This is a genomic window from Geodermatophilus sp. SYSU D01106 (assembly GCF_054049995.1).
The window spans coordinates 276,213-287,641 of record NZ_JBJGYM010000005.1 but is presented as its reverse complement, the minus strand read 5'-3'; the positions used below and the strand labels follow the sequence as shown (position 1 = coordinate 287,641).

General features: G+C 76.1%; 11 protein-coding genes and 1 rRNA gene. 7 read left to right on the top strand and 5 right to left on the bottom strand.

All coding sequences use genetic code 11. The annotated features are described in order from the left end of the window. Window positions 1-7: 7 nt before the first annotated feature. A 5S ribosomal RNA gene (gene rrf, locus ACI78R_RS08230) occupies window positions 8-124 on the top strand. 102 nt (window positions 125-226) lie between these two features. On the opposite strand, the gene ACI78R_RS08225 is transcribed toward rrf, so the two are convergent. Next, a complete protein-coding gene (locus tag ACI78R_RS08225) occupies window positions 227-889 on the bottom strand; it encodes a DUF2461 domain-containing protein (protein WP_454553541.1) in 663 nt (220 codons plus the stop codon). After that, the gene (locus ACI78R_RS08220) at window positions 886-1,452 is read right to left on the bottom strand and encodes an N-acetyltransferase family protein (RefSeq protein WP_457040320.1); all 567 of its coding nucleotides are present in this window, start codon (window positions 1,450-1,452) and stop codon (window positions 886-888) included. The genes ACI78R_RS08225 and ACI78R_RS08220 overlap by 4 nt, the downstream gene beginning before the upstream one ends. 62 nt (window positions 1,453-1,514) lie before the next feature. On the opposite strand from ACI78R_RS08220, the gene ACI78R_RS08215 reads away from it, so the two are divergent. The 6 genes from ACI78R_RS08215 (at window position 1,515) to ACI78R_RS08190 (ending at window position 8,094) form a co-directional block, all read left to right on the top strand. Continuing rightward, window positions 1,515-2,747, top strand: a complete 1,233-nt coding sequence (locus ACI78R_RS08215; protein WP_457040319.1) for a winged helix-turn-helix domain-containing protein — start codon at window positions 1,515-1,517, stop codon at window positions 2,745-2,747. An 11-nt stretch (window positions 2,748-2,758) separates the two neighbouring features. Further along, window positions 2,759-3,574, top strand: a complete 816-nt coding sequence (locus tag ACI78R_RS08210) for a thymidylate synthase (protein ID WP_073420620.1) — start codon at window positions 2,759-2,761, stop codon at window positions 3,572-3,574. A gap of 1 nt (window position 3,575) precedes the next feature. Next, window positions 3,576-4,100, top strand: coding sequence for a dihydrofolate reductase (locus ACI78R_RS08205; RefSeq protein WP_336031469.1), 525 nt, complete (start codon window positions 3,576-3,578; stop codon window positions 4,098-4,100). A gap of 10 nt (window positions 4,101-4,110) precedes the next feature. Beyond that, window positions 4,111-5,007: a 4-hydroxy-tetrahydrodipicolinate synthase gene (gene dapA, locus ACI78R_RS08200; RefSeq protein ID WP_073420618.1), complete on the top strand. Its 897-nt coding sequence runs from the start codon at window positions 4,111-4,113 to the stop codon at window positions 5,005-5,007. Beyond that, window positions 5,004-6,716: a ribonuclease J gene (locus tag ACI78R_RS08195; protein WP_073420617.1), complete on the top strand. Its 1,713-nt coding sequence runs from the start codon at window positions 5,004-5,006 to the stop codon at window positions 6,714-6,716. Before dapA ends, ACI78R_RS08195 begins: the two co-directional genes overlap by 4 nt. Window positions 6,717-6,813: 97 nt before the next feature. Beyond that, a complete protein-coding gene (locus ACI78R_RS08190) occupies window positions 6,814-8,094 on the top strand; it encodes a right-handed parallel beta-helix repeat-containing protein (protein WP_457040318.1) in 1,281 nt (426 codons plus the stop codon). Window positions 8,095-8,151: 57 nt separating this feature from the next. On the opposite strand, the gene ACI78R_RS08185 is transcribed toward ACI78R_RS08190, so the two are convergent. The 3 genes from ACI78R_RS08185 to ACI78R_RS08175 form a co-directional block, all read right to left on the bottom strand. Continuing rightward, window positions 8,152-8,835, bottom strand: a complete 684-nt coding sequence (locus tag ACI78R_RS08185; RefSeq protein ID WP_073420615.1) for an anti-sigma factor family protein — start codon at window positions 8,833-8,835, stop codon at window positions 8,152-8,154. Further along, window positions 8,832-9,365 carry a sigma-70 family RNA polymerase sigma factor gene (locus tag ACI78R_RS08180; RefSeq protein ID WP_457040317.1) on the bottom strand — a complete coding sequence of 178 codons (534 nt, stop codon included), beginning with the start codon at window positions 9,363-9,365 and terminating at the stop codon, window positions 8,832-8,834. Before ACI78R_RS08180 ends, ACI78R_RS08185 begins: the two co-directional genes overlap by 4 nt. Before the next feature lie 72 nt (window positions 9,366-9,437). Further along, the gene (locus ACI78R_RS08175) at window positions 9,438-11,381 is read right to left on the bottom strand and encodes a prolyl oligopeptidase family serine peptidase (RefSeq protein ID WP_457040316.1); all 1,944 of its coding nucleotides are present in this window, start codon (window positions 11,379-11,381) and stop codon (window positions 9,438-9,440) included. Window positions 11,382-11,429: the final 48 nt, after the last annotated feature.

The window sequence follows — 11,429 nt, the reverse complement described above, 5'->3', positions numbered from 1 at the left end:
ACAGTGTTACGGCGGCCATGGCGAGAGGGAAACGCCCGGACCCATTCCGAACCCGGAAGCTAAGCCTCTCAGCGCCGATGGTACTGCCCTGGAGACGGGGTGGGAGAGTAGGACGCCGCCGGACAACTCCTCACAGGAAGGGCCCCCACCACCCGGTGGGGGCCCTTCCTGCATTTCCGGGATGCGCCGTGACGGAATGCGTTGTGCGGGGAGCGGCGGCGCACTGTCAGCGCCGGCGGATCTCCTTCGTCGTCGCCCCGACGTTGTCGGCGAGCCAGGCGTTCAGCGCGGTGAGGTCCCGCCAGGCGGTGCGCACGCGCTCGAGCGCGTCCGGCCCGTGCAACCAGTCCGCGTACTCGAACAGCCGCCCGGCGTGCAGCGAGCGGTGGCGCAGCAGGTCGGCGCGGCCGTCGTCGACGTCGTAGCCCTTGGGCACGCGCGTGAGCCGGTCGCCGGACACGTCCCACCCGCCGGCCGCGAGGCGGTCCACCTCGGCGCGCAGCCGCGGACCCTGCACGTCGTCGGCGACCGCGCGGCGGTAGCGCTCCACCTGGTCGGACTCCAGGCGCCACGCGCCGCCGGCCACCCGCAACCCCTCCGCGGAGATCTCCACGTACCAGGCGCCCGCCCCGCGCCCCTCCGGCACCGCGACGGCGCCCTGGTGGGTCTTGTACGGGGTCTTGTCGTGGCTGAAGCGCACGTCCCGGTACGGACGGAAGAGCTTGGCCGGCCCGAACTCCGGGGCGAGTGCGTCCACCAGGGCCTGCACGGGAGCGCGCACGCACGAGTCGTAGACGGCCTTCGACCGGGTCCAGTACGTCTTGGAGTTGTCGGCCTCCAGGCCCTCGTAGAAGACGAGCCCCTCGTCGGGGAACCCGGTGAACGTCATGCCCCGCCTCCCAGCAGCGTGTGCCAGCGGACCTCGCGCAGGGGATCCGCCCCCGTGTCGAGCGTGCGGACCCAGCCGTCACGGTCCCAGCCGGCCGACTCGAGGAACCCCGCCGTCACGGTGTCGAGCTCGGCCAGCCAGGCGACCAGCCGCACCGCACCGGCCGCCGTGGCCCGGTCGGCGACCGCGGCGAGCAGGCGGCTCCCGTGACCCCGGCGGCCCCACCGCGGCTCCACCAGGACCAGGACGAGCTCGGTGACCGGCCCGTCGTCCTGCGGCTCCGCGGGCGCCACCGCGGCGAAGCCGACCACCTGGTCGCCGTCGAGCGCCACCAGCACCTCGTGCCGCGCCGAGGGCGGGTCGGTGACCGCCGCCGCCCAGGACGCCGCGACAGCCGCGCCGTCCCAGGACTCGAGCACCGCGCCGGGCACCGCGCCGGCGGGTGCCGACCGCCAGGCCAGCTCCTGGACGCGGGCGACGTCGGCGGCGTCGGAGGGGAGCGCCGGGCGCACCGACACCTCCGCCGAGCCGGTCAGGCGCGGGAAGACGGGACGGGGCTCCACGCGGGCAGCCTAGGTCGGCACCGGGACGCGGACCGTCACACGGGCGGGGCAGGATCCCCTCCGTGCCCGCACCGACCGCCGAACGGCTCCCCGCCGCGCTCGCCCGGCGCATCGCGCTGGCCGCCCAGGGCTTCGCCGAGCCGCGCCCGGCGGGCGTCGTCGACAGCCGGCAGCTGCGGCGCACCACCGAGCGGCTGGGCGTCGTCCAGATCGACTCGGTGAACGTCGTCTCCCGCTCGCACTACCTGCCCTACTTCAGCCGGCTCGGCGGTTACCGGCGGCCGGTGCTCGACGACTTCATCGGCCGCCGGCACGAGGTGTTCGAGTTCTGGGCGCACGAGGCCTCCTACCTGCCGGTGCGGCTGCACCCCCACCTGCGCTGGCGCATGGCGGCCGCCGAGGAGCAGGCCTGGGGCTCGATGGTGCGCATCCAGCGCGAGCGGCCCGGCTACGTCGCCGAGGTGCTCGACCGGGTGCGGGAGAGCGGCCCGCTCAAGGCCAGCGACCTCGCCGAGCAGCGCCCCGACCGGCCCGGGCAGATGTGGAACTGGCACGCGGGCAAGGTCGCGCTGGAGTGGCTCTTCTACACGGGGGCGCTCACCGCCCGGCCTCGCACGACGTCGTTCGAGCGGGTCTATGACCTCACCGAGCGGGTGCTGCCCGCCGCCGTCGTGCAGGCGCCCACGCCCGAGCCCGCCGACGCCGTCCGGGAGCTCGTCCGCACCGCCGCGCGCGCCCTCGGCGTGGCCACCGAACGCGACCTGCGCGACTACTTCCGGCTCCGGCCTGCCCAGGCGCGGCAGGCGATCGCCGAGCTGGAGGAGGCCGGGGAGCTGGCGCCGGTCGAGGTCGCCGGCTGGGGCGTCCCCGCCTGGCTCGACCCGGCCGCCCGCCGGCCCCGGTGGATCCGCGCGCGGGCGCTGCTGTCGCCGTTCGACTCGCTCGTCTGGGAGCGGCCGCGGGTCGAGCGCATCTTCGGCTTCCGCTACCGCCTGGAGATCTACACGCCGGCCGCCCAGCGGGTGCACGGCTACTACGTGCTGCCCTTCCTGCTCGGCGACCGCCTCGTGGCCCGCGCCGACCTCAAGGCCGACCGGCAGGCCGGCGTCCTGCGGGTGCAGGCGGTGCACGCCGAGGAGGGCGTCGACCGCGCGGAGGTGGCGGACGCCCTCGCGGCCGAGCTGCGGCTCGCGGCGTCGTGGCTGGAGCTCGACGACGTCGCGGTCGCCGGGCGCGGGAACCTCGCGGCCGACCTCACCTCCGTGCTGCCCGCCCGGCGCACCGTCGTCGCCTAGGCTGGCCCGCCGTGGGGAGCAGCAGCACCGGAGTCGACACCCAGTACGAGGACCTGCTCCGGCGGATCCTGGAGACCGGGACGCCGAAGTCCGACCGCACCGGCACCGGCACCGTGAGCACCTTCGGCGAGCGGCTGCGCTACGACCTCTCGACGTCGTTCCCGCTCGTCACGACGAAGAAGGTGCACTGGCGGTCGGTCGCCGTCGAGCTGCTGTGGTTCCTCCGCGGCGACGGCAACGTGCGCTGGCTGCAGGACAACGGCGTCAGCATCTGGGACGAGTGGGCCGACGCGGACGGCGAGCTCGGGCCGGTCTACGGCGTCCAGTGGCGCTCGTGGCCCACGCCCGACGGCGGCACGGTGGACCAGATCCAGGGCGTCCTCGACACGTTGCGGAAGGACCCCGACTCCCGCCGCATGGTGGTCTCCGCCTGGAACGTGGCCGCGCTGCCGGAGATGGCGCTGGCCCCGTGCCACGCGCTGTTCCAGTTCGCCGTCCACGACGGCCGGCTGTCCTGCCAGCTCTACCAGCGGAGCGCCGACATGTTCCTCGGCGTCCCGTTCAACATCGCCAGCTACGCGCTGCTGACCCGCATGGTCGCCGCGCAGGTCGGGCTGGAGCCGGGCGACTTCATCTGGGTCGGCGGTGACTGCCACGTGTACAGCAACCACGTCGAGCAGGTCCGCGAGCAGCTGTCCCGCGAGGTGCGGCCGTTCCCGACGCTGGAGATCGCGCCCGCGCCGTCGCTGTTCGACCACCGCTTCGAGGACCTCGTCCTGCACGGGTACGACCCGCACCCGGCCATCCGCGCCGCCGTCGCGGTCTGAGGTGCCGGTCTCGCTGATCTGGGCGCAGGCGCGCGACCGGGTCATCGGCGCCGACGGGCGGCTGCCCTGGCACCTGCCCGAGGACCTGCGGCTGTTCAAGCGGCTGACCACCGGCTCCACCGTCGTCATGGGCCGGCGCACCTGGGAGTCGCTGCCCGAGCGCAACCGGCCGCTGCCCGGGCGGCGCAACGTCGTCCTCACCCGCGACCCGGCCTGGGCCGCCGACGGCGCCGAGCGGGCCGGCTCCCCGGAGGAGGTGCTCGCCGCCGCCCCCGACTGCTGGGTGATCGGCGGCGCGGAGGTCTACGCGGCGTTCCTGCCGCACGCCGCCCGGCTGGTGGTCACCGACGTCGACCTCGCCGTCGACGGCGACACCCGCGCTCCCGCGCTCGGCGGGGAGTGGCGGCGGGTCGCCCGGACGCCGGAGGACGGCTGGGCCACCTCGTCGTCGGGCCTGCGGTACGCGGTCGGCGAGTACGAGCGGGCGCCCGCTGCCGGGACGGTCGCCGTTCCCGGCGGTCGGTAGATTCGACCGCATGACCACCGACCCCGCCCGGCCCTTCGGGCGCGTCCTCACGGCGATGGTCACCCCGTTCGCCGAGGACGGCTCGATCGACCTCGCCGGGGCCCAGGAGCTGGCCGCGCACCTCGTCGACCGGGGCGCCCACGACGGCCTGGTCGTCCTCGGGACGACGGGGGAGGCGCCGACGGTCAGCGACGCCGAGAGCCGCGCCGTCCTCGAGGCCGTCCTCGACGCGGTGGGCGACCGCGCCGTCGTCGTCGCCGGGGTGGGCACCAACGACACCGCGCACAGCATCGACCGGGCGCGCGACGCCGAGCGGCTGGGCGCGCACGGCCTGCTGGTCGTGACGCCGTACTACAACAAGCCGCCCCAGGCCGGGCTGCTGCGGCACTTCACCTCGGTCGCCGACTCCACCGACCTGCCGGTGATGCTCTACGACATCCCGCCGCGCTCGGTGGTCCCCATCGAGGTCGAGACGCTGGTCCGCGCCGCCGAGCACCCGCGGATCGTCGCGGTGAAGGACGCCAAGGCCGACCTCGGCGCCGTCGCCTGGACCCTCGCCCGCACCGACCTCGCCTACTACTCCGGCGAGGACATGCTCAACCTGCCGCTGCTGGCCCTCGGCGCCGTCGGCGTGGTCAGCGTCGTCGGGCACCTCGTGGGCCCGCGCCTGGCCGAGCTCATCGCCGCCGTCGAGGCCGGCGACCTCGTCAAGGCGCGCGAGGTCAACGAGGCCCTCCTGCCGGTCTACACCGGCATCTTCCGCACCCAGGGCGTCATCATGGTGAAGGCCGCACTGCGCGAGCTCGGGCTGCCCGCGGGCCCCGTGCGCCCGCCGATGGTCGACGCCACGCCCGAGCAGATCGCGCAGCTGCGCGCCGACCTCGCCTCCGGAGGCGTCCCCCTGTGACCGTCAGCTCGGCCGGACAGGCCACCCAGCCGCACCTCGACCTGAAGGCCCCGCCGCCGCTGCCGGCCGGCGGCCTGCGCGTCATCGCCCTCGGCGGGCTGGGCGAGATCGGCCGCAACATGGCGGTGCTCGAGTTCGACGGCAAGCTGCTGGTCATCGACTGCGGCGTGCTGTTCCCCGAGGCCGAGCAGCCCGGCATCGACCTGATCCTCCCCGACTTCGGCGTCATCGAGCACCGCCTCGACGACGTCGAGGCCGTCGTGCTCACCCACGGGCACGAGGACCACATCGGCGCCATCCCCTACCTGCTGCGGCTGCGCGGCGACATCCCGCTGGTCGGTTCGCGGTTCACCCTGGCGCTGGTCGCGGCGAAGCTGCGGGAGCACCGGCTGGAGCCCACGCTGGTCCAGGTGGCCGCCGGCGACGACCACGTCGCCGGGCCGTTCCACTGCGAGTTCGTCTCGGTCAACCACTCGATCCCCGACGCGCTCGCCGTCGCCGTGCACACCCCCGCCGGCGTCCTGGTGCACACCGGCGACTTCAAGATGGACCAGCTGCCCCTCGACGGCGTGCTCACCGACCTCGGCGCCTTCGCCCGGCTCGGGCTCGAGGGCATCGACCTGCTGCTGGCCGACTCCACCAACGCCGAGGTGCCGGGCTTCGTCGTCCCCGAGCGCAACATCGGCCCCGTGCTGGAGGACGTCTTCCGCCGCGCCACCCAGCGGCTGATCGTCTCCAGCTTCGCCAGCCACGTGCACCGCATCCAGCAGGTGCTCGACGCCGCCGAGGCGCACGGGCGCAAGTGCGCCTTCGTCGGGCGCTCGATGGTCCGCAACATGGGCGTCGCCCGCGACCTCGGCCTGCTGCGCGTCGCGCCGGGCCTCATGGTCAGCCTCGACGAGGCCACGAGCATGCCGCCGGAGCAGGTGGTGCTGGTGAGCACCGGGTCGCAGGGCGAGCCGCTGTCGGCGCTGGGCCGCATGGCCCGCGGCGAGCACTCGCAGGTCACCATCGAGGCCGGCGACACGATCGTGCTGGCGTCCTCGCTCGTGCCCGGCAACGAGACCGCCGTGTACAAGGTGATCAACGGCCTCGCGCGGCTCGGCGCCACCGTCGTGCACAAGGAGACGGCGATGGTGCACGTCTCCGGGCACGCCCCGGCCGGCGAGCTGCGCACGCTGCTCAACGTGGCCAAGCCCCGCTACCTCATGCCCGTGCACGGCGAGTGGCGGCACCTGCGGGCGCACGCGGCGCTGGCCGAGCAGACCGGCATGCCGGCCGACCGGGTGCTGCTCGCCGAGGACGGCGTGGTGGTCGACCTCGTCGACGGCAAGGCCTCCATCACCGGGTCGGTGCCGGTGGGCAACGTCTACGTCGACGGGCTCAACGTCGGCGACGTCGGCGAGGAGTCGCTGCAGGAGCGGCGCATCCTCGGCGACGAGGGCTTCGTCGCGCTCACCGTCGTCGTCGAGCCCTCCACCGGCACCATCGTGCGGCCGGTGCACCTGTCCACCCGCGGCTTCTCCGACGACCCGAAGGCGTTCGACGAGGTGCTGCGCCTGGTCGAGGACAACCTCACGCGCGAGCTCTCCGACGGCCAGCGCGACGCCCACCGGCTCTCGCAGGTCATCCGCCGCACCGTGGGCAAGTGGGTCAGCGACCGGTACCGGCGCCGGCCGATGATCATCCCGACCGTCCTCGAGGTCTGACGCCGGCGGCCGGGGCTGAACGCCCCGGCCGCCGCGGCCGTACCCCTCCGTGTGCGGCGCCCGGTCCGCGGGCGCCGCGATCTCGGAGGGGACTGCCATGCGACCCACGACCCTGCGCGCCGGCACCGCCGCCGGCGCGTCGGCGTTCGCCCTGCTGCTGCTCACCGCCACCCCGGCCGCGGCCGGGCCCGGCGGCCCGGGCGGCCATCCGGGCGGCCACCAGAGCGGCACCGCCGTCACGACCACCGCGGACGGCGGCCCCGGGTCGCTGCGCGCCGCGGTACAGGCCGCCAACGCCGCCGGCTCCGGGACGATCGTGCTCAGCGCGCGCACCTACCGGCTGGCGCTCGCCGGCGCCGACGACGTCGCGGCCACCGGCGACCTCGACGTCACCGGGCACCTGGTGGTCGAGGGGCGCGGCGCCACCGTCGACGCCGCCCGCCTGGACCGCGTGTTCGACGTCAAGCCCGGCGCCTCGCTGACCCTGCGGCAGGTCACCGTCACCGGCGGGGCCGTCTCGGGCACGCCCAGCGCCACGGGCGGCGCGTCCGGCGGCGGGGTGCTGAACGCCGGCACCCTCGTCGTCGACCGGAGCACCGTCACCGGCAACACCGCCACCCGCGCGGGCGGCGGCATCGAGGCCACCGCCGGGTCGACCACCACGGTCACCCGCTCCACGCTGTCGCACAACGCGACCGGCGCCGCTCCCGGCAACGGTGGCGGCCTGCACCTCACCGGCACCGGCACCGTGTCCGTCGACCGCAGCACCGTCACCGGCAACACCGCCGCGGCGGAGGGCGGCGGGCTGTGGAACTCGGCCACCGGCACGATGACCGTCAGCCGCACCGTGGTCAGCGGCAACACCGCCAGCGGTGCCGCGGCGGACAACGGCGGCGGCGGCCTGTTCAACGACGGCGGCTCGCTCACCGTCGACCGCAGCGAGGTCCGGGGCAACGCCGCGACCGGCACCGCGGGCTCCGGTGGCGGGCTGTTCACCAACGGCGGCTCGCTCACCGTCACCCGCACCGTCGTCGACGGCAACGACGCCCGGCGCGCCGGCGGCGGCATCGAGGCCCTCGCCGGGACGACGCGGGTGGAGCGCAGCCGGCTCACCGGCAACACCACCGGCCCGATGCCCGGCAACGGCGGCGGCCTGCACCTCACCGGCGCGGGCACCGTGGAGGTCGACCGCAGCACCGTCACCGGCAACACCGCCGCGAACGAGGGCGGCGGGCTGTGGAACTCCGAGCCGGGAGTCATGACCGTCACCCGGTCGACCGTCAGCGGCAACAGCGCCCCGGCCGGCCCCGACGTGTTCCAGGACGGCGCCGGGGACGGGTTCACCGTCGACGGCGCGACGGTGCCCGGCGAGGTCTGACCGCGCCACGGGCAGAGGGGGGCGCCGACCACGGGGCGGCGCCCCCCTCGTCCGCGGTCAGAACTCCGAGCGCACCACCACCGCGCCCGACGCGTCCACGACCTCGAAGGCGACCGCGTCGTCGCGCAGCACCGAGGAGTTGAGGTTGCAGCGCAGCTCCGCCGCGCCGATCCCGACGAACTCGCCGGCCGGCACCTCGCGGCCGTCGTCGTCGGTGACCGCCACCCGGAAGACCTCGCCGTCGGCGAAGCCGGTGCCGGTCAGCTTCACCTCCACGCCCCAGGTGTGCGGCACCAGGTCCGCGGTGGCCCGCACCCCCGGCTCCACGGCCTGCACCGCCACCGGCTCCAGGGGCGGCGGGTCGGGCACCGGCCGCACCAGCCACCCGACGACGCCGCCGGCCGCGGCCACGCCGGCCACCGCCGCGGCGGAGAGCGCGCGGCGGCGCACGGCCGCGCGGCGCAGCGGCACGACCTGCCGCCGCCGCTCCTCGGCGATCCGCGTGAGCACGCGGGCGCCGAGGTCGGGCGGGGGAGCCGGCGTCTCGTCGAGCGCCCGGGGGTCGACGGCGGCCAGCCGCGCGGCGAGCGGCGCGATGTCGGCGAGCTCCGCCCGGCAGTCGGCGCACCCGTCGAGGTGGGCGCGCACCCGATCGCGCTCGGCGCCGGTCAGGTGCCCGAGCGCGTAGGCGCCGAGCTGCTCGCGCAGCTCCCGGTGCTCGTCCCCGTGTGCGCCGGTCACGGCTCGACCCCCATCTCGTCGAGGGCCAGGCGCAGCGCCTTGAGCCCGTAGAACACCCGGCTGCGGACGGTGCCCACCGGCACCCCGAGCTCGGCGGCCACCTCGCCGTACGGCCGGCCGCGCAGGTGGGTCTGCACGATCGCCGCCCGGTGCTCGGGGCTGATCCGGCGCAGCGCCTCCTCGACCACCCACGCGTCGACCAGGCCCTCGTCGGCGGCCGCGGCCGGGGGCGTGTCGGCGCCGGCGTCGTCGGTCAGCTGCCGCTGCCAGGGGCGGACGGCGAACCGCCGCGCCTCGTCGACCACCACGTTGCGCGCGATCGCGAACAGCCACGTGCGCAGGCTGGCCAGCTGCGGGTCGAAGGAGTCCGACGCGCGCCAGGCCCGCAGGAACACCTCCTGGACGACGTCCTGCGCCGCGCCGCCGTCGCCGAGCTGGCGCAGCGCGAACCGGTAGAGCTCCGGCCCGTGGGCGGCGTAGGCCGCCTGCACGTCCAGGGGCTCCGCCGCCGCCCGTGTGTGCCGTCCCATCCGCGACCTCCCGGCGCGCCGACTGCGTCGGGGAGGCGTACGGCCGCCGGGCCCCGCTGGTTCAGCGCCCGCTCACCGGACGACGGTCACCGGCTCGACGCCCTCCCCGGCCGGCAGGTGGAAGCCCCACACCTGCGCGTAGAAGGACAGCTCGCCGTCGAGGGCGGCGCGGATGTTCCCCGCCCGGCGGAAGCCGTGCTGCTCGCCCTCGAACAGCAGGTACACGTGCGGCACGCGCCTGGCGCGCAGCGCCGCGACCATCACCTCGGCCTGCTCCGGCGGCACCACGGCGTCCTCCGCGCCCTGGAACACCGCGAGCGGGGTGTCGAGGGCGTCGACGTGGCTGACGGGGGAGCGCTCGGCGTAGACGGCGGCGCCGGCCGGCCACGGCGCCACCAGCCCGTCGAGGTAGCGGGACTCGAACTTGTGCGTGTCGGCCGCGAGCGCCGCGAGGTCGGCGACGCCGAAGTGGCTCGCGCCGGCGGTGAACGTGCCCGGGCGCAGGGTGAGCGCGGCCAGCGTCGTGTAGCCGCCGGCCGACCCGCCGCGGATCGCCATGCGGGCCGGGTCCACCCGCCCGGCGTCGGCGAGGTACCGGGCGCAGGCGGCGACGTCATCGAGGTCGAGCACGCCCCAGCGGCCCTGCAGCGCGTCGCGGTAGCGGCGGCCGTGACCGGTGGAGCCGCGGTAGTCGACGTGCGCGACGCAGAACCCGCGCGAGGTGAAGTACTGGATCTCCGGGTTCAGCGTCCGGTCGTGGGCCGACGTCGGCCCGCCGTGCACCATCACCACCAGCGGCGGCAGCTCGCCGGCCGGAGGGGTCACGTCGGGGTTGGTGGGCGGGTAGACGTGCGCGTGCGCCTCGCCGATGCCGGTGCCGCGGTCCTCGGTCGGGAAGACGACGTGCTCGGGCACCGACAGCCACGACCGGTCCAGGCCGAGGTCGCGGGCCGGCCGCAGCACCGCGGTGCTCCCGTCAAGGCCGGCGCGCAGCGCCACCGGCTCGCTGGTGGGGCCGCCGGCCGAGCAGACGACGCCGTCGCCGTCGGGCGTCAGGTACCGCAGCACCGGCCAGCCCGGCAGCGGCACCTCCGCGACCGACCCGTCCGGCTCCCGCACGACCAGCGCGTCGTCGCCGGCGAGCACCACCCGGCCGCCCGGCAGGACGGCGAACGAGCGCGAGCCGAACAGCCACTGCGGGCCGGCGAGGTCGCGGCCCAGGTCGAGCGCGACCTCCGCGTCCGCACCCGGCTCCCGGCGCCACAGCGCCCAGACGCCGGTCCGGTCGCAGGCGAACCACAGCGTGCCGGCGTCGTCCCAGGTCGGCTGCACCACCGACTCCCCGGGGCCGCCGGCCACCACGGTCTCCGCGCCGGAGGCGTCGCGGACCACCAGCTGCGCGGCGTCCCACGGCATGTGCGGGTGGTCCCACTGCAGCCACGCCAGCTGCCCGTCCGGGCCGGGCCGGGGGTCGGAGACGAAGTCGGGCCCGCTCACCAGCACCTCGGCGCCGCCGTCGGGGAGCACCCGCACGACCTCGTTGACGACGTCGGCGGCCGCGCCGCCCGCGGTGTGCGTCTCCCGGACGGCGAGCAGCGCGCCGTCGCCGGTGGGCGTCAGGTCGGCGTACCGGACGCCGGCCGGCAGCTCCGGCTCCGGGGTGACGGCGACCGGGCCGTCCGCGCCCGGGTCGAGCCGGTACAGCCGCTGGTCGGCGAAGTGCGTGAACCAGAGGGTGCCGCCGGCGACCGCCCACGCCGCGCCGCCGTACTCGTGCACCCGGGTGCGCGCGTTCCACGGCGCGGGCAGCGCGTCGGTGACCGCGCCGCCGGCCGACCGGCGCACCAGCGCCGACCGCCCGCCCTCGCCGGGGCGGGACTCCGACCACCAGACGTCGTCCCCGTCCACGGCGACCTCACCGAGCCGGGCGGCGGCGCGGACGACGAGCGCCGAGGTGACCGGGGTGGGCCAGCTGCCGTACGGGACGGCCGGGGGAGGGGACACCGGTGGGGTCATGGGGGCGACCGTAGGCGGGGGACACGACTCCTCGCCTGCCTGGGAGAG

Excerpts from the sequence above, each read along its gene's own strand:
- ACI78R_RS08190 (WP_457040318.1), top strand. The coding sequence starts at position 6,814 with ATGCGACCCACGACCCTGCGCGCCGGCACCGCCGCCGGCGCGTCGGCG.
- ACI78R_RS08180 (WP_457040317.1), bottom strand. The coding sequence starts at position 9,365 with ATGGGACGGCACACACGGGCGGCGGCGGAGCCCCTGGACGTGCAGGCG.
- ACI78R_RS08175 (WP_457040316.1), bottom strand. The coding sequence starts at position 11,381 with ATGACCCCACCGGTGTCCCCTCCCCCGGCCGTCCCGTACGGCAGCTGG.
- dapA (WP_073420618.1), top strand. The coding sequence starts at position 4,111 with ATGACCACCGACCCCGCCCGGCCCTTCGGGCGCGTCCTCACGGCGATG.
- ACI78R_RS08225 (WP_454553541.1), bottom strand. The coding sequence starts at position 889 with ATGACGTTCACCGGGTTCCCCGACGAGGGGCTCGTCTTCTACGAGGGC.